Below are 17,875 nucleotides of genomic sequence, written 5' to 3'. Positions count from 1 at the left end.
GGTGCGCGCGGCCGGTCGCCGCGCGCACCGGCTCAGAACTGGACCGAGAAGGCCAGCAGGTTGAACTGGAGCGCGATCCACAGCAGCACCAGCGCCGCGATCAGCAGACAGATGCTCCACAGCCTGGCGGTCCAGCGCCGCTTCGCCTGGAACGCCACCCAGACGTTCCAGGCCATCACGCCGGTTCCGCCGACGAACGCGATCAGGCCGGCGATCTGGAGCAGCCACAGCCACGGGTCCATCGCCGAGCTGAACAGCGTCAGGTCCGAACTCATCGCGCTGATCGCCCAGATCCAGCCGAGGAACACCGCCAGGATCAGCAGTGCGAACAGCCGCGACAGGCGATGCGCCAGCAGCACGCGCCCGGTGAGCCCCAGCGGCGCGCGATAATAGCGGCGGACCAGCGCGCGGATCGGCCACAGCAGCACCGTCAGCGCGAGCACCGCGAGCGCGAAGTAGAGCGCCGGCAGCAGCCAGCTCGCAGAGACGGACGCGGGCACGCGGTCGAACACGGTGAACGGCGCCCACGAGCCCACCGCGACGCGCACGACCTTGCCGTCCACCACCTTGGCCGCCAGCAGCTCATGGCTGTTCCGGTCCTTCCAGACGAAAGGCTCGACCTCCACCCATTGGCGCGGCTGGCCGTCCTCGCCTTGCAGGAACGGGATCACCAGCCCGCCCTCGCCGTCGGGGGCGATGGTCACCTGGCTCAGCAACCCGCCGATCGCCATGAAGCTGCTCGCGAACCGGCGCGACGGCTGCCAGTTGCCGGCCAGCATCCGCGCGTGCTCGACGGCGGTTTCCTGGTCGACGCGAGTCGTGATCTCCGGCCCCGGGAAATAGCGGTCGGCGAATTCCTCGAACAGGATCGTCCGGATCGTGCCGGCGGCGCCATCGCGGCCGGTGCTGTTCACCGACAGGAAGAAGCCGACATGCTCGTCCAGGAACAGGTGCAGCTCGCTGTGAAAGAACATCGTGTCGCCGCCGTGCGAAATCACGTCGCGGCCGTTGATGTCGCTTTCGTAAAAGCCGAGCTGCATGCGATTGAGCGGCGGCATCAGCGTGAGCGGCGTATCGTGCATCATGCGGGCGGTTTCCGCCTGCAGGATGCGGTTGCCGTTGAATTCGCCGTTCTGGAGATGCGCGATCATGAAGTTCGCCATGTCGTCGCCGGTCGACGACAGGCTTCCCGCGGGGGCCGGACCGACGATCTCGAACTCCTGCCCCTCGCCGCTGCCGAGCCGATAGCCGGTGGCCATCTGGCCCTGGAGCCGCTCGGGCAGCGGCTGCCGCATCGTCGAATTCTCCATGCCGAGCGGCGTGAAGATGTGGCGGTCGACATAGTCGTCGAACGGCTCGCCCGAGAGGCGCTGGACGATATAGCCGGCGAGCGCAGTCGCATAGTTGGAATAGGCGGGAGTCGTGCCGGGCTCGAAGATCCGCTCAGGGATGTTGTCGGCGAGGAACGGACCAAGTGGCTGGATATCCTCGGCGTCGAAGAAGATCAGCCCCTTGCCCTGTTCCTCGAATCCCGCAGTGTGCGTCATGATCTGGCGCATCGTCACCGGCTGGCCGTTCTTCGCGGGAATCTCGAAGTCGAGATACTGGTTCACATCGGCGTCGAGATCGATCTTGCCCTGTTCGACGAGCTGCATCACTGCCGTCCAGGTGAAGAGCTTCGAAACCGATCCGGGGCGGAACAGCGTGCTCGCCGGATCGACCGGCGTGCGATCCTCGACGTCGGCATAGCCATAGCCGCGGCTGGTGAGCACCTGCCCGTCCTTCACCACCACGATCACAGCCCCGGCAAGATCGCCGGTGCGCAGTGCGTAGGGCACCATTCCGTCGAGCCAGGCGTCGAGATCCTCCCGCGTCAGTGCTTCGCCGGCGCCGGGCGAGGGAAGATCAGGCGCCGGCGAAACGCCTTGCATAGCCGGAGCGGGCACTGTCGGCGGCGTCAGCGAGTCCTGCGCAACGCCCACGCCGACGCCTGCGAGCAGGATCAGCATGGCGGTGATGAAAAGCTTGCGAAGTCCCACGGTAACTCCCCCTCCGATCGTGCCTGGGCGTTTCGGCATCGGCCCAACTTGTCGCATTACTATCCCGGAATGAAATCTTGATCCCGATCGGAAAAATTGTCAACCGCAGCCGCCCGGCGCGCTCTTTCGAGGTCTGACCTGCGGCCCGGCTGGCACCACGTCGGCCGTCTCGGCCCGGCGGCATCGGGGAGCTCGAGCCTCGACCACGCTGCCATTGATTGTCCGCCTGGCGACCCGCTCGCCTCTCGAGGCATTTCGCCACGGACAACGAAGATTTCGCTGTCCTACAGGCCCCGATCACGCATATCGGGAGAGTCCCCGTTCGGAGGACATCCATGTCACACGCTCGCTTCGGCCTGCCCCTCCGCACCGTTTCCGGAGCCGGAGCGCGTGTGCGTCGAAACGGGGCCCATATGCGCGCGGGCACGCGCGCACGCGTTGAGGTGCGACCTTTGTGCGACCTTCGGCGGTTTTCCGTGGTTTCCGCTCGGACCACGCACCGCAGGGCTCAACGGCCGCCGGATCGGCCTGGGCTTGGCTCCTCGGTCTCCGTGCGCCTCGCGATCGTCGGCAGGCAGCAGGCACCGCGTGGGCGCGGTGGCACAATCCTCCACGATGCGATGGTATAACATGCTTGCCGCAGTTGCTCACGCGCGCTAACAGCACTCGCCCACGCCATCGTGCTCGGAACGATTCAGGTACGTTGTACCATATCGTTTCAGCGGCCCAAGATCATGGAGACTCACATGCGCACCCTCGGTCTGCTGCTCGCCTCCGCGGCATTCGTCGCGCCGCCGGCATTCGCTCAAACCGGCGGGCAGGATGCGCCAGCGCAGCAACAGCGCGACGTCGTCCATGGCGAGCAATCGGAAGCGCTCGTCGTCACCGCGCCCTATGTACGCGACCTCGACGTGCTGGCCGGCACCACTGTCGTTTCGGGCGAGGAGCTGATCCGCGATATCCGCCCGCAGATCGGCGATACGCTCGTCAGCCAGCCCGGCGTTTCGGCCACGTCGTTCAGCCCCGGCGCCTCGCGCCCCGTCATCCGCGGGTTCCAAGGCGAGCGCGTGCGCGTGCTCACCGACGGCCTGGGCTCGCTCGACGTGTCGAACACCTCGACCGATCATGGGGTGACGATCGATCCGCTCACCGCCGAGCGGATCGAGATCCTGCGTGGCCCCGCGGTGCTGCTGTTCGGCAGTCAGGCGATCGGCGGCGCGGTCAATGTGATCGATCGCCGCATCCCGCGTGCCGCGCCCGAGAACGGCTTCCACGTCGATGCGATCGGCACGCTCGGTTCGGCGGCTGACGAGCGCAGCATCGGCGGCGCGGCGGACGTGTCACTGGCCCCTTCGATCGTGTTCCACGTCGACGGCAGCTATCGCAAGACCGACGATCTGCGCGTGGGCGGCTATGTCCTGTCGCCCGAGCTTCGCGCCGAGCAGCTCGAGATCGCCGAGGAAGAGGCGGAGGAAGGCCATCTCGACGAGGCCGAGGAAGCGCTCGAACTCGCCGACCAGCGCGGTCGCCTGCCCAACAGTGCCACCGAAACCTACACGCTGGGCACCGGCCTTGCGATCGTGAACGACGGCGGCAGCCTCGGTTTCTCGCTGGGCTACTACAACAGCGACTATGGCGTGCCCGCCCGCCCCGGGGCGCATCATCACCACGAGGAAGGCGAAGAGGAGCCCGAGGAAGAGGAAGGTCACGAGCACGGCGAGGAAGCCGTCACCATCGGCATTGAGCAGTTCCGCGCCGACATGCGCGGCGAAGTGAACGTCGGCGGCAGCTTTCTCGATCAGATCCGCGTTCGCGTCGGCTTCGCCGACTATGAGCACACCGAGTTCGAAGGCGACGAAGTCGGGACCGTGTTCAATTCCGAGGCTTTCGAAGGGCGTCTCGAGCTTGTGCAGGCGGATCGCGGCAACTGGCGGGGCGTGATCGGCTTCCAGGGCTATACGCGCGACTTTGCGGCGGTGGGCGCCGAAGCTTTCGTGCCGGCCAACGTCACTGACCAGTACGGCATCTTCGCGCTGCAGGAACTCGATTTCGGCGCGCTGGGGCTCGAATTCGCCGGCCGTTACGAGCACACGGGCGTACGGTCGAACAGCGTGGCGATCGGGCTCGAAGACGATCAGGAGATCATCGCCGTCGATCGCAACTTCGACGCCTTCTCGGGCGCGGTGAGCCTCACCTATGCAGTCGCGCCCGGCATCCGCATCGGCGCCACCGGCTCGCGCGCGGTGCGCGCGCCTTCGGCCGAGGAGCTGTTCTCGAACGGCCCGCACATTGCCACCCAGGCATTCGAAGTCGGCAATCCCTATTTCGATACCGAAAAGAGCTGGGGCGCCGAAGTGTTCGCGCGGGGCGCCACCGGGCCGCTGACCTTCCAGATCAGCGCCTATGCCACCTGGTTCGACGATTATATCTACGAAGTCGATACCGGGCTGGAAGCCGACGAACTGCCGCTGTTCCAATATGCCCAAGCCGACGCGCGCTACTATGGCGCCGAAGGCGAAGTGACCGCGCAGATCGTGAACAGCGAAAGCTTCGGCCTGACGGCGAACGTGGTCGCCGATTATGTGAATGCCGAGCTTACCGACAGCGATTCACCGGTTCCCCGCATCCCGCCGCTGCGCGTGCTGGGTGGTCTATCGGCCACGGCCGGCGCCTTCGGCGGCCGGGTGGAAGTCGAGCATGTCACCGAGCAGACCCGCGTCGCGGCGTTCGAGACGCCGACCGATGCGTTCACTTTCGTCAACGCCTCGGTCAACTGGCGCCCGTTCGCGCGCAGCGAAACGGTCCTGACGCTTTCGGCGAACAACATCTTCGATGTCGAGGCGCGTCGCCACGCGTCGTTCACCAAGGATTTCGTGCCGCTCGCCGGGCGCGACATCCGCCTCGCGGCACGGATCAGCTTCTAAGGGCGCGGAGCCGCACTACCGGCGCATTCTGCGAGGGGAGCGCAGTGGCGGATCGCCACGCCGCTCCCCTCGCACGAAGCGGAAGGCCCCCTCACTCGCCGTGCGACCAGTCTCCCGGCGCGCCATCGCTCTCGTCCCAGGCGATGAAGGCGACGTCGTCCAGGGTCGCGTCGGTCGTGCCGCTCAGCCGAAGCATCGGACGGAGCGGCAGTCGCTCTTCGGCGGTGAAGTCGAACCGGAAGAACCGCCAGTCGCCGCCGCCGATCTCGGCCGCGCCGACCGATTGCCAGGGCGCGGTTTCGAGGGCTTCGAAGCGCGCGCTGCCGGACGGGTGGAACTGCACCAGCGCCTCGACCCGGGCCGGCGCCGCGCTTTTGAACCAGCCGGCGAAACTGTATCGGCCCGCTCCAGCCGGGCGGAAATAGCTTTTGGGTGCGACCGACGCCGCATCGGTTCCGCTGGCGCGAAGCACCAGCGCAACTCCGCCCGATCGTCCGACCGGCTCGAACGCGAGCGTCGCTCCGGTCGCCGCCCAGCTGCGGTCGACGGCATCGTCGAAGCGAACCGCCTCGAAGTCGCCGCGCATCAGCAGGTCGCGGCCACGCGCCACCTCCGCGGCGCGACTGCACTGCCCGGGCGCTCCGGAGATCGGGAATCGGTTTTCGATCAGCCCCGCACCATAGGGCTGGGCACAGCCCGCGGCAGCGGCGGTGCCTTCCGGAACGATGACGCCATGCCCGCCGACCAGCGCGATCGGTGTCGCGCGATCGGCGGACAGCGCGACGATCCGGCGCAGCATCGCCTGACGAAAGCCGCCCAGCGCCGGGACCGGCCGATAATCGAGAATCTGAAGAGGCACGATCTCGGCCCGGAACAGGCGGTCGCCATCCATCCAGACCTTCAGCGCGATGCTGCCGTGCGTCTCCGGAAAATACTGGTCGAACAGGAAATTGCCCAGCGAATAGGCGATTAGTCGGCCGCGGTAGAGTTCGAATCCCTGCGGCACATGCGGATGGTGCGCGACGACGAGTGCCGCGCCTTCGTCGATCGCGCGCTTCATCCGGCGTTCGCTGATCTCCGTCGGGCGGGCCGAATATTCGGTGCTGCCGTGATACTGGACGATCGGCGCCCAGCCGGCGGCCACTTCGCGCCGCACCGACTCGGCGATGCTGGCGTCGGTGCCGAACGCCGCGCCGCCCTTGTCCGGACCCGCCACCTGGTTCGGTTCGACGCGGCCCTGCCAGCCGACATAGCCAAGCATCGCGAAGCGGCTGCCGCCCAGAGCGATCCGTGCGGCGCGCAGAGCCTCGCTCTCGTTCGCACCCGCGCCCGACCAGCGAAGGCCAGCAGTGTCGAGCGCCGCGACGGTCGAGCCAAGGCCCGGCTCGAGATAGTCGTAGACATGGTTGTTGCCGAGGGTGACGAAGTCGATCCCCGCGCTGGCCAGCGCGCCCGCCGCGTCGCTGTGGGTGAAAAACACCACCGACTTGTCGGGGGCATCGCCGGGCGTCGCGGTGGCGAGCACCGTTTCAAGGTTGACCGACGCCAGATTCGAGGACTCGAAATAGGGCCGCATCGGCGCGAGCAGCGCCGCCATGTCGGCCGCTCGCGTCGCCTGCCGAACGCGCACCGGCTCGCCCCAGATCGGCGTTTCGAATCGGCGGCCGATCATCGCATCGCCGCCGAAGAAGAGTTCGACGCGGCCGGGCGCCCGCGCCACCGCCTCGACCAGCGGCAGCACGATCCCGCCGTCGGCTCCGGCCACCTCGGCGCCCGCGAAATCGTAAGTGGCGGGGAAAACGGCTGCCCCCGCGACGCGCAGTTGGTAGCGCTCGGCACGAGCGACCGCTCCGGCGATCCGGCCACTGCCGTCGACCGTCACCGGTTCGCCGTTCAGCCGCACGTCGAGCATCGCGGGATCGACGTTGCCGCCAACCACCCGCACCTGCCCGGAGACTGCGTGCTGCGCCGCTGCGACCGTAGGCAGCGCCTGCGCCTGCGCCTGCGCCGGAAGCGCCATCGCCGCCAGCATCAGCGCCACTGCCAGCCGGCCCCCGCCCGGCGTCCCTGCATCCGCCATTTCCACCCCCTGCTATTTCGCGAACAACTGCCCCATGTCGGCGAACGCCTTGAACTCGAGCGCATTGCCCGCCGGATCGTGGAAGAACATCGTCGATTGCTCACCCGGTTCGCCGGCGAAGCGGGTGTAGGGCTCGATCACGAACGCCACGCCCTGCGCCTTCAGCCGATCGGCCAGCGCCCGCCAGTCGTCGGGCCGCAGCACCACGCCGAAATGCGGCACCGGCACCGAATGGCCGTCGACCGGATTGTGCCCTGCGATCGCCTCGCGCCGCTGGCCGACGCAATGCGCCACGATCTGGTGGCCGAACAGGTCGAAGTCGATCCAGTCGCTGGCGCTGCGTCCTTCGGGACAGCCCAGCACGGTGCCGTAGAAATGCCGCGCCGCATCCAGATCATCGACCGGGAAAGCGACATGGAAGGGAGTGAGGTCCGACATGTCATTCGCCTTTCAGCTTCGCATCCAGCCAGGAGAGGATTTCGGCTTCGGTCGCCGCTTTCGCCGCGGCGTTGGCAGGCACCGACTGGCGGGACCGGATCGGCGTGTCATAGCTGTGCTCAGCGCCCTCGAACATGCGGATCTCAATGTCGCCGCCGCGGTTGCGCGAACGCCGCACGAAGCGCTGGCACAGGGTCGGCGACACTTCGGCGTCGGCCGATCCCATGAACACCCGCACCGGATTATAGGGCACATAGCCGCTGCGATCGAACCGCCCCTTCAGCCCGCAGCCGGGATAAAGCGCGACGCCGGTGCGAAAGCCGATCGCCTGCATGTCGCCCGGCTTGTCGTCGGCCATCGCCGCCAGCGTCGCACTGCCCCCATTCGACCAGCCGAGCAACGCCACTCGCGCCCCGTCGACATCCGCGCGGGTCCGCAGGTAACGCAGCGCGCCATAGGCATGGAGCGGACGCCGCGCCACTTCGTCGAGTTGCTCGGGCCGTTCGTCATAGGTGAACCGGCCGAAGCCCTGCGGAAAGCCGAGCGGCCCGAAATCGTCGAGCATCAGCGCGACATAGCCGCGGCGGGCGAGCAGCCTGCCCCACGCCTTGTGCCGCGCCGACAGGGTCGTGGCGTCGTAGCGCCCCTCGGCGCGGCTCGAATAGGCGCCCGACCGGCCGTGCAGCATCACCACTGCGGGGGCGGGGCCATTCGCGTCGTCGGATTTGAACACATAGCCGACCAGTTGCGTCTCGCCGTCGCGGCTCGGGAACGCAACCTGCTCGACGGTGACTTCCTGCGCCGCGATCGGCGCAGCAGCGAGCATCATCGCCATCGCGGCAAGAACAAGCGGCAGGCGCATCGTCAGTCCCTCCTCTCGAGTGTGATGGTGCGCGCCACTCCGTCGCGGCGCGGATCGGCGCCGCCGTCGAACCGGCCATTGCGAAGGACGACGCCGTGAAGCCCCGAGTCCTCGCCTGATCCGGGCCTGACCAGCACGCCTCGCGTCGCCATCTCCCCCAGCATGTCGGGCGGGAACTTGCTCGCCTCTCCGTCGAACCGCGCGCCGCGGGCGACGAGATTGGGTAGCGCGATCGCCTCGGCCATCGGCAGATTCCAGTCGATCGCGCCGATCAGTGCCTTCGAGACATAGGCCAGGATCGCGTTGCCGCCGGGCGAGCCGATCGCCCCCACCAGCCGATGGTCGCGATCGAGGATCACCGTCGGCGTCATCGACGAGCGCGGCCGCTTGCCGGGCGCGATCGCATTGGGCCCGCTCGGCACGAACGAGAAATCGGTCATCTGATTGTTGAGAAAGAAACCGTCGACCATTCGGCCCGAGCCGAAATAGCTTTCGACCGTAGTCGTCATCGAAACCGCGTTGCCCTCGCTGTCGATGATGATGAAATGCGACGTGCCGGCGACCTCGTGCGTCGCATCCGCGGATCCGGCGACCACCCCGGGCGGCGTTCCCGGCTGCGGCGGCGGCCCGGCGCGACGGCCGATCCGCTCGGCGCGAGAGGCCACATAGCCGGGATCGAGCATGCCCGCGACCGGCACGTCCGGCGTGTCGCCGACATAGGCGTCGCGATCGGCATACATCAGACGGCTCGCTTCGGCGTACTGCACCCAGGCGAGCGGATCGGCCGGGCCGCGCTCGGCGATGTCGGTATGCTCAACCAGCGCCATCAGCTGCAACAGGCCGACCCCGCTCGACGGCGGCGGCGGCACGCAGAGGACATAGACGCGATAGCCGTTGCACAGCCCCTCGCGAACGACCGGGCGATAGGCTGCGAAATCGGCCTCGGTGATGCTGCTGGGCAGCGCGCCCTCGTGCAGCCGGGCGACGATCCGGCGCGGAGTCTCACCCGAGTACATGACGTCCGGACCGCCGTCAGCCAGCCTGCGGAGAAAGGCCGCATAGGCGGGATTGCGGAGCGTGTCGCCGGCGCGGATCCTCTCGCCGCGCGCATTGCGGAAATAGGCCACGACATCGGGCGCGCTCGCCTGCGGCGCATCGCCGTGGACGAAGCGTTCGAGCCGCTGCGTGACGGTGAAACCCGCCTCCGCGGTCTCGATCGTCTCGTCGAACAGCGCCGACCAGGCGAGCCTGCCGTGCCGCTCGTGCGCCAGCCCCAGCATGCGCACCACGCCCGGCACTCCCGTCGCGCGACCGCTCAGCACTGCCGTCGCGAACGGCAGCGGCCTGCCTTCGGCATCGAGGAGCATGTCCGGCGTCGCTCCGGCAGGCGCCGTTTCGCGGCCGTCATAGACGGTGACCGATCGGGCTGCGGCATCGTAGCGGACAAGAAACGCGCCGCCCCCCAGCCCCGAGCTCTGCGGCTCGACCAGGCTGAGCATCGCCTGCACTGCAACTGCCGCGTCGACGGCACTGCCGCCCCGGCGCAGCACGGCGATGGCCGCTTCGGCGGCGAGCGGGTGCGCGGCGGCGACGAACGCCTGCCCTGCAGTCGAATGCGCTTGCGGCGGCGGCGCGATCGCCGTTCGCTGCGCGGTTCCGGCGGGAGCGCAGGCGGAAAGCGCCGTCGCTCCGAGGATCAGCAGCGCCCGCATCACGGCTCCACCGCCTCGGCGCCCGGACGGCGCGGATCGGCCGCACCGAGGAACAGGCCGTTCTCGATCATGATCGACTGCGCGCTGCCCATGGTCTCGTCAGAGGTAATGCGGTGACCCCGCGCCCGCAGCGCGGCCACCGTGTCCGGATTGAAGTTGGGTTCGACGCGGAGCGTGTCGGTCGTGCCCTGATAGATGCGCGGCTGGTGCGTCGCCTCTGCGACGTTCAGGCCATAGTCGATCGTGTTGACGATGACCTGCAGCACCGAAGTGATGATCGTGCTGCCGCCCGGCGTCCCGGTGACGAGCCAGGGCTTGCCGTCCTTGAACACCAATGTCGGCATCTGCGTCGAAAGCATCCGCTTGCCCGGTTCGAGCGCGTTCATCGGCGGCGGCGCTCCGGTGCGCTGCGCCTCCCATGCCTGTTCGTGGCTGAAGTTGTTCATCTGGTTGTTGAGCAGGATGCCGGTGCCCGCGATCATCACCCCCGAACCGAAGTCCGACCCCAGCGTATAGGTCGTCGAGACGACGTTTCCGGCGGCATCGGCAACCGAGAAATGGGTGGTGGACGGACTCTCGTAGGCGAGCGGATCGCCCGGCGCGAGTTCGGCGATCGGTGTGGCGTGCTCGGGATCGATCAGCCGCACGCGCTCGGCGGCATATTCCTTGGAGACGAAGCCGCGCACCGGCGCCGTCACGAAGGCCGGATCGCCGAGCGACTGGTACCGGTCGAGATAGGCGAGCTTCATCGCCTCGGCCATCACGTGCAGCGACGCCGCCGAGCCGAGCCCCATTTCGCGGAGATCGAAATGCTCGAGCATGTTGAGCATGTTGAGCAGCGCCGCGCCGCCGGCGCTGGCGGGAGGCGTCGTGTAGATGGTGGTACCGCGATAGCTGCCCACCAGCGGATCGCGCTCGATCGGCCGATAGCCGGCGAGATCAGCGCGCGTGATGAGCCCGCCGTGCGCCCGCATGTCGGCCTCGATCCGCCGCGCGATCTCGCCCGAATAGAAGGCGGCGGCGCCGCCGCGGGCGATCTCGCCGAGCGACCAGGCGAGATCCGGCTGCCGCAGCAGCTCGTCCTTGGCATAGAGCGACCCGTCCGACTTGTAGAAGGTCGCGCGTCCCGAAACGCTGTTGCCCAGGCGCTCGCGGCCCCAACCGAAGACGAATGCCTCGTCGGCGGTCAGCCGCACGCCGTCGCGGGCCATCGCCAGCGCGGGCGCCACCAGCCGCTCCCATGGCAGGCTTCCCCACTTGCGGTGGGCATATTCCAGCCCCGCGACGGTCCCCGGCACTGCGGGAGCAAGATAGCCATAGCTGCTTTCGGGCCGTTCGCGCCCCTGCGGATCGACGAACATCGCGGGCGTCGCGCGTGCCGGCGCGACCGAGCGGAAGTCGATCACCCGCACTTCGCCGCTGGCGGCATCATAGACGGTCATGAAGCCGTCGCCGCCGATATTGCCGGCCCGCGGCAACGTGACCGCGAGGGCGAAGCCGACGGCGATCGCCGCATCCACGGCGTTACCGCCGTCGCGCAGGATCTGCGCTCCGACTTCGCTGGCAAGCGCGTTCTGGCTGACGACCATCCCGCGCGTGCCGACGACCGGCGAATGGATCGACGGATATTCGAGAAGGTGGCGGCTCTGTGCAAAGACAGGCGAGCCGAACGCGAGCAGAATGCCGGCAAGGAGAAGCGCGGCACGGCGCAGCGGCGACCGGATCATACGTCGTCCTTCGAAAGATATTCGGCCACGTCCATCTCGCCTTCCCAGCGGGCGACCGCAGTCGCGATGGAAAGGTCCGACGTGACGTTCGGAATGGTTCGGATCATGTCGAGAATGCGATCGAAGGGCAGGATGAACCCGACGACGATCGCGGTCTGTTCGGGCGTCACGCCGATCGCGGCGAGCACGGCGGCGAGCACGAACAGCGACCCCGAGGGCACAGGCGCCACGCCCATCGCGACGATCGTCGTGGTACCGGCGATCACCAGATAGTCGCCGAACGTCAGATCAACACCGAACGCCTGCGCCGCAAAGAGCGTCAGCATCGCGACATACATCGCCGCCCCGTCCATGCCGATCGTCGCGCCGAGCGGCAGCACGGTCGAAGCAACCGGCGGCGAGACGCCAAGGTTGCGCTCCGCCACCCGGATCGCGACCGGGAGCGTCGCCGAACTCGACGAGGTCGAGAATCCGACCATGATCGCGTCGGCGATGCCGCGGAAAAAGGGCAGCGGCGGCAGCCACGCCATCAGCCGAACCACGATCCCGCCATGGATGACCAGCGTGACGATCGCCGAGCCGACGACGACGCACAGGCCCAGCTTTAGCACTGCGAAGAAGCTCGCCGGGCCGCTCGTTCCCATGACCACGGCGATCAGCGCAAAGACGCCGAACGGCGCGGTTTCCATCACGAAGCCGACGATCTTCAGCATCACTTCGCTGCCGCTGGCCAGCAGCTTTCGGATCGGCTCGCCTTCCTTGCCCGCTGCGATCACGCCCGCGCCGATCAGCACGGCGAAGAAAATCACCGACAGAGTGGCGCCGCTCGCCATGGCGCCGATCGGATTGTCGGGTACGATCTCGAGAAACATGCGCGCGGTGTCCTGCGGCGGAGAGACCGCACGGGGTGCCGCATCGGCGAAACTCGCGCCGACGCCCGGCGCGAGCAGTGTCGCCACGACAAGGCCGGTCGTCACCGCCAGGGCAGTGGTGAGAACATACATCCCCAGCGTCTTCACACCGATGCTCCCGAGCCGCTTCGGATCGGCAAGCGCGGCGACCCCGGAGGCTATCGTCAGGAATACCAGCGGCACCACCAGCATCCGGATCAGTCGGATGAAGAGTTCGCCGATCCAGGAAATCGCAGTGACCCCTGGCCCCCAGGCGAGGCCGACCGCCGCACCGACCACCAGCGCCGCCAGGATGCGCTTCCACAGCGCCACGCCGAACCACCAGCGCAGCGACCGCCGAAGGGGTCCGGGCGAGCGCTCGCCGGTATCGCTCGTCGGTGCGGGAGCTGTCGGAGGCATGTTGGTGTCGTTCATTCCGGGCAATTCCAGTCGGGTTGGCGCGGCTTGGCGAGAAAGCGCCCGGCGAATGTGCCGGTCGGTACGCCATTTGCGACGGCCAGACGGCCGTTGACGAATAGATGGCGGACGCCGGACGCCGGAAGCTCCGGCGCCGCATAGGTGGCGCGCTCGCGGTACGCTGCGGGGTCGAGGATCACAATGTCGGCGGCATGGCCGGCGAGCAGGCGCCCGCGCCCCTTCAGCCCCAACAGATCTGCGGTGGTGGCGCTGGCGCGGCGGACGAACTCCGTTTCGGTCATCACCGGCCGCTCGCGGACGAACAGCCGCCAGCGGCGCGCGAAGCTGCCATAGGCGCGCGGATGGCCGCCGCTGGCGTCCGATCCGGCGACGACCCACGGCTGCCGCGCAAACGCCTCGATATCGGCGTCGGCCATGTTGAAGGAAACGATGCCGGCGCCGGGTTCTTCGATCAACAGCCGGATCGCAGCGTCCAGGGGCGCAACATCCCACTCGCTCGCGATCGCATCGAGCCGCTGTCCCTGGTACCGGCCGTCGACCAACAGTACCGCGCCCGCGCCGCCGCGCACGCGCAGCTGTTCGGCCATTCCCTCCCGAAGCCGCGCGCCGTTCTCGCGCAGCCGAGCCACCATCGCCGCGCGGCCGCCGTCCATCGCCCACCGCGGCACGAGCGCGCTGGCGAGACGGGTGCTCGACGCTTCCCAGGGATATTGATCCGCCGTCACGCGCAGTCCTTCGGTGCGCGCGCGCTCGATCCGGGCGATCACGCGCGGCGCCATACCCTGCGCATCCACTCCCAGCGCCTTGATATGGGCGATGTGGAGCGGCAGCCCGGCGGATTCGGCGATCGTCAGCGCCTCCTCGATCGCGGCGGGCAGCCCGATCGAGCTGCTGCCCTCGTCGCGCAGATGCGTTTCATAGATGCCGTCGCGCCGGGCGGCCGCACGGGCGAGACCGATTACTTCCTCGGTGTGCGCGAAGCTCTGCGGCGCATAATAGAGCCCGCTCGACAGGCCGAGCGCACCATTGCACATCGCCGCGCCGACCAGCCCCTCCATCCGACGCTGCTCGTCCGCCGTTGGCGCACGATCCGCTTCGCCGAGAATCAGGCGGCGCACGGCCCCGAAGCCGACGAAAGCCGCGACATTGGGGCCAGCCGGCTGTCGATCCAATCGCGTGAGGACCGCGCCGACATCGGGATCTCCACCGCCATCGTTGCCGATCACGATCGTCGTCACGCCCTGGAGCAAGTGATTGGCGAGGAGCCGTCGGCCCGGTTCGTCGGACAGCGCGTCCGAACCCGAGTGCGTGTGCGGATCGATGAAGCCGGGAACCACCGTAAGCCCCGTCGCGTCGATCATCTGCTCTGCCGTAACGCCTGCCGGCCGGGGCCCGACATAGACGATCCGGCCGTCGTCGATCCCCACTTCGCTATTCCGCGGCGCGGCGCCGCTTCCATCGATCACACGGCCGCCCGCGACGATCGCGTCGATCGTGCGTGGGGCGGAAAGCGGAGCCGGGCGAAGGGAGACGCCCGGCTCCGAGGTACGTCCTGACGATGCCGCGGCCAGCATCGTCAGGCACAGCACTCCGCCGATTGCTGCGGAGCGAATCATCGTCAGAACCGCTTGCTGACCGAGGCGTACACCTGGCGGCCGCGATTGCTGTAGAGGTCGCCGATGTAGCCGTAGGTCTGGTCGGCGATCGGCGGCAGCTCGTCGAGGATGTTGCGCGCACCGAGCCGGAAGCGGGTGCCGTCCATCGCGCTTCCGTCGCGAACCGTGTACTGGACGTACAGGCTGTGCGTCATGTGCGAGTCCACGCGGAATCGCGTGCCGTCGTCCAGCGATGCCGAGGTGTCGGTCACCGGGCCCACGTAAGAGCCGTACCAGCCCGCACCCCACGAACCCGAGCGCCAAGTCAGGCTCGCGCTGCCGCGCCATTTGGGACGGCCGTTCTGCTCGATCAGGTCTTCGGCACCGGGGATGGTGATGGTCGACGGGATCACGCCCGCCGCCTGCGCGTCGAGCAGCTCCTGCTGGACCTCGCCCGGCGTCTGGTAGAACTCGAGCAACCGTGCCGCATTCGCCCGCAGCGAGAAATCGCCGAGGCCCGTGTCCTGCACCGAATAATAGAGCCCGAGGTCGAAGCCACGGACGGTGCGCGGCGTCAGGTTGATGTAGGAATCATACACCTGGATGACGTCGCCTACCGGATCTAGGCCCGTGCCTGCGAAATCGGCGATATCTTCGGGCGATGGCGCCGCCCGCTCGACGAGCGGGTTGGACGAGCCCTGCAAGCGCAGCAGATAGTCGAGGATCAGCGCGTTGCTGTCGCCGAGGATGCCGATCACATCCTTCTGACGGATTTCCCAATAGTCCGCGGTCAGAGTCAACCGCCCGCCGTTGCCGCCGAAGTCGAATTGAGTGGTGGCACCGACCGAGAGATTGTCCGATTCCTCCGGCGTCAGATCGCGACTGCCCGAGCGATTGCTGACCACGCTCTGCCCCTGGGCGCAGTTGTTGATGCTGCTGATCCGCCCGGCGCGCAGATCGGCCTCGCAGCGGATCCAGTCGGTGCGGGTGTTCGCCCGCTCGACGCCGTTCTCGAACAGCTGCGGAAGGTTCGGCGCACGGAAGCCCTGCGACCAGGAGCCGCGCAGCTGAAACTGCGGGAAGACATACCAGGACGCGGCGATCTTCGGCTTCGCGACACTGCCGAAGCCTTCATAGCTTTCGGCGCGGCCCGCGAGCTGGAGATCGAGCGAATGGACGAGCGGGATGTCGAGCTCGGGCGAGACCAGCGGCACCGCGAATTCGAGGAACGCCGAATAGACTTCCCGCGAACCGCGGCTGTCGGGAGTGGGGCTGGCACCCATCGCATCGCTGCCGTTCGAACTGCCGTCCAGCGCGGTGAACACGATGGTACCGTCGAGCCGGTCGTCGCGATCGTCGAAAAAGGTCTCGTGCCGGAACTCGACGCCTGCTGCCATGCCGACGCGCCCGCCGGGCAGGCGAAACAGATCGTTGGTGCTGATCTTGAAATCGGCGAGCGCCAGCTCGGTCTCGTTCGCACGCGAGATGTCGACCATGAAGCTGTCGATCACGCTTCGCGCGTTGGGAGTCGAATCGCGCCGCTGCGGGTCGAACGGGTCGCCGCCGTTGAACGGATTATACGCGCTCGAGTCGGTGCGCGAGAGCGCCTCCTGAAACAGCGTGAGGCTGATCGTGCGCATCGAATCGACCGTCCGCGCTTTCGAGTAGAGCGCGGCGGTTTCCCAGTCGAAGCCGCCTAGCTGTCCTCGGAACCCACCGACGAAGCGATAGGTGTCGTTGACGACATCGACCACCATCGGCCCGGCGTCGACCGGACGGTAATCCTGAAGCTCAAGCGGAACGCCCGCGGTGGAGACGCCGGTCAGGCCGGGGATTCGATTGGGGCTGCCGACCGGGCCGAACGGGTTCCAATAGGCATTGGCAGGCACGATCAGCCGCTGGTTGGACAGCGCGGTCTCCTGCTCGCGGATCGACTGGAAGTCGGCGTGGTACCAGCCGATCTCGCCGAAGAAGCGGATGCCGCTGTCGAATTCGTGGTTGAGAAAGGTGAACAGGTTGAAGCGCTGATTGCGGCCGAGAATCGTCCGCTCGGTGTTGATGTCATATTTGAGGTTGTTGTCGGTCGACAGCGTGGAGAGAGTCGAATTGTCCCAGCAGGTGTTGGCGACCGGGCCAGGCGCGATGCACCCCTCATTGGTGTCCGGCTGAATGTGGAAGGCGCCGCTCGTCGTCAGCGCCGCGCCGTTCACCCGCGCGGTCGTGCTCGAACGGCTATAGTCGCTGTTGAGCCGCAGGAACTCGCCCCATATGCCGTCGACCGAGGTGTTGTCGAAATTCGCATCGCCTGCGAACGGCGTTCCTTCGACCAGGGGCCGCATATCGCTGGAACGGGCGTTGAAGCGATCGACGGCATAGAGCGGATCGCGGTGCGTGAAGGCGCCGAACACCGAAATGTTCGTCATCCCGTCATTGAAGGTGTGCCCGCCTTCGAACGCCAGCTGATACTCATGCTGGTCGGATTCGTCGGTAAAGCCGACTTCGCCGGTCAGGCGGAATCCGTCGAGATTGTCTTTCAGCACGGTGTTGATCACCCCGGCCACCGCGTCCGATCCGTAGATCGCCGCTGCGCCGTCGAGCAGCACCTCGACCCGGCGCACGCCCATCACCGGAATGGCGTTGGTGTTGACGCTCTGCACGGGAACCAGATTCTCGGTCTGGGTACCCGGATGGAGCACCATGCGGCGGCCGTTGAGCAGCACCAGCGTGTTGCCGGTGCCAAGTGCGCGCAGGTTGATCGAGGCCACGTCGCCGCGCGCGTCGTTGATGCCGCCCGCGTCGCGGCTTTCGTTGAACGCCACGTCACCGGCCTGCGGGATGGCGCGGAAAAGCTCGTCGCCGCTGGTCGGCGCGATTGCGTCGATATCCTGCTCGTTGAACACCGTGACGGGCAGCGCCCCGGCGACATCGGCGCCGCGGATCTGCGATCCGATGACGACAATCTCCTCGGGCGTGGCATCTTGCACGTCGGCCGCGGTCTGCGGCGGCGCCGCGTCCTGGGCACCGGCCGAAGTGGCTGCGCCGGGCAGCGGCACTGCGTCCTGCGCCATCGCGGCGGTTGCGCTCGCAATGAGCGGAATCCCGCCCATCAGACTTGCTATCCGAATCTGTGTCTTCATGATTGAAGCCCCCTTCCCTGGCTTGTTCTGCAG

10 protein-coding genes are annotated in these 17,875 nt (G+C 67.7%); 1 reads left to right on the top strand and 9 read right to left on the bottom strand.

The genetic code is table 11. The annotated features are described in order from the left end of the window. Positions 1-32 precede the first annotated feature (32 nt). Positions 33-2,039, bottom strand: a complete 2,007-nt coding sequence (locus H7V21_RS13735; protein WP_188054271.1) for a serine hydrolase domain-containing protein — start codon at positions 2,037-2,039, stop codon at positions 33-35. Between the two features lie 746 nt (positions 2,040-2,785). On the opposite strand from H7V21_RS13735, the gene H7V21_RS13730 reads away from it, so the two are divergent. Beyond that, positions 2,786-4,963, top strand: coding sequence for a TonB-dependent receptor (locus tag H7V21_RS13730; RefSeq protein WP_188054270.1), 2,178 nt, complete (start codon positions 2,786-2,788; stop codon positions 4,961-4,963). Positions 4,964-5,054: 91 nt separating this feature from the next. On the opposite strand, the gene H7V21_RS13725 is transcribed toward H7V21_RS13730, so the two are convergent. The 8 genes from H7V21_RS13725 to H7V21_RS13690 are packed head-to-tail and all read right to left on the bottom strand — an operon-like array spanning position 5,055 to position 17,842. Beyond that, entirely contained in the window at positions 5,055-7,043 is a 1,989-nt protein-coding gene (locus H7V21_RS13725; protein WP_188054269.1) for a CapA family protein, read from the bottom strand. A 12-nt stretch (positions 7,044-7,055) separates the two neighbouring features. Beyond that, on the bottom strand, positions 7,056-7,481 hold the full coding sequence (locus H7V21_RS13720) for a VOC family protein (protein WP_188054268.1): 426 nt from the start codon (positions 7,479-7,481) through the stop codon (positions 7,056-7,058). A gap of 1 nt (position 7,482) precedes the next feature. Then, positions 7,483-8,343 (bottom strand): dienelactone hydrolase family protein, encoded by an 861-nt coding sequence (locus H7V21_RS13715; protein WP_188054267.1) that lies wholly within the window; start codon positions 8,341-8,343, stop codon positions 7,483-7,485. Positions 8,344-8,345: 2 nt separating this feature from the next. Further along, positions 8,346-10,055, bottom strand: coding sequence for a gamma-glutamyltransferase family protein (locus H7V21_RS13710; RefSeq protein WP_188054266.1), 1,710 nt, complete (start codon positions 10,053-10,055; stop codon positions 8,346-8,348). Then, complete coding sequence (ggt, locus tag H7V21_RS13705; protein ID WP_188054265.1) at positions 10,055-11,782, bottom strand: gamma-glutamyltransferase; 1,728 nt, start codon at positions 11,780-11,782, stop codon at positions 10,055-10,057. Before ggt ends, H7V21_RS13710 begins: the two co-directional genes overlap by 1 nt. Then, the gene (locus H7V21_RS13700) at positions 11,779-13,107 is read right to left on the bottom strand and encodes a dicarboxylate/amino acid:cation symporter (RefSeq protein ID WP_262503890.1); all 1,329 of its coding nucleotides are present in this window, start codon (positions 13,105-13,107) and stop codon (positions 11,779-11,781) included. The genes ggt and H7V21_RS13700 overlap by 4 nt, the downstream gene beginning before the upstream one ends. Continuing rightward, on the bottom strand, positions 13,104-14,726 hold the full coding sequence (locus tag H7V21_RS13695) for an N-acyl-D-amino-acid deacylase family protein (protein WP_262503889.1): 1,623 nt from the start codon (positions 14,724-14,726) through the stop codon (positions 13,104-13,106). The genes H7V21_RS13700 and H7V21_RS13695 overlap by 4 nt, the downstream gene beginning before the upstream one ends. Before the next feature lie 2 nt (positions 14,727-14,728). Further along, a complete protein-coding gene (locus tag H7V21_RS13690; protein ID WP_188054264.1) occupies positions 14,729-17,842 on the bottom strand; it encodes a TonB-dependent receptor domain-containing protein in 3,114 nt (1,037 codons plus the stop codon). Between the last annotated feature and the right edge of the window lie 33 nt (positions 17,843-17,875).

It is taken from the genome of Sphingosinithalassobacter sp. CS137, from assembly GCF_014334115.1.
Taxonomy (GTDB): domain Bacteria; phylum Pseudomonadota; class Alphaproteobacteria; order Sphingomonadales; family Sphingomonadaceae; genus Sphingomonas.
The sequence above is the reverse complement of the archived record's forward strand: the minus strand, read 5'-3'. Positions and strand labels throughout refer to the sequence as shown.

Bases quoted from the DNA above. Each gene is read 5' to 3' on its own strand.
- H7V21_RS13720 (WP_188054268.1), bottom strand. From the start codon at position 7,481: ATGTCGGACCTCACTCCCTTCCATGTCGCTTTCCCGGTCGATGATCTG.
- H7V21_RS13730 (WP_188054270.1), top strand. From the start codon at position 2,786: ATGCGCACCCTCGGTCTGCTGCTCGCCTCCGCGGCATTCGTCGCGCCG.
- H7V21_RS13710 (WP_188054266.1), bottom strand. From the start codon at position 10,055: ATGCGGGCGCTGCTGATCCTCGGAGCGACGGCGCTTTCCGCCTGCGCT.
- H7V21_RS13725 (WP_188054269.1), bottom strand. From the start codon at position 7,043: ATGGCGGATGCAGGGACGCCGGGCGGGGGCCGGCTGGCAGTGGCGCTG.
- ggt (WP_188054265.1), bottom strand. From the start codon at position 11,782: ATGATCCGGTCGCCGCTGCGCCGTGCCGCGCTTCTCCTTGCCGGCATT.
- H7V21_RS13715 (WP_188054267.1), bottom strand. From the start codon at position 8,343: ATGCGCCTGCCGCTTGTTCTTGCCGCGATGGCGATGATGCTCGCTGCT.
- H7V21_RS13690 (WP_188054264.1), bottom strand. From the start codon at position 17,842: ATGAAGACACAGATTCGGATAGCAAGTCTGATGGGCGGGATTCCGCTC.
- H7V21_RS13695 (WP_262503889.1), bottom strand. From the start codon at position 14,726: ATGATTCGCTCCGCAGCAATCGGCGGAGTGCTGTGCCTGACGATGCTG.
- H7V21_RS13700 (WP_262503890.1), bottom strand. From the start codon at position 13,107: ATGAACGACACCAACATGCCTCCGACAGCTCCCGCACCGACGAGCGAT.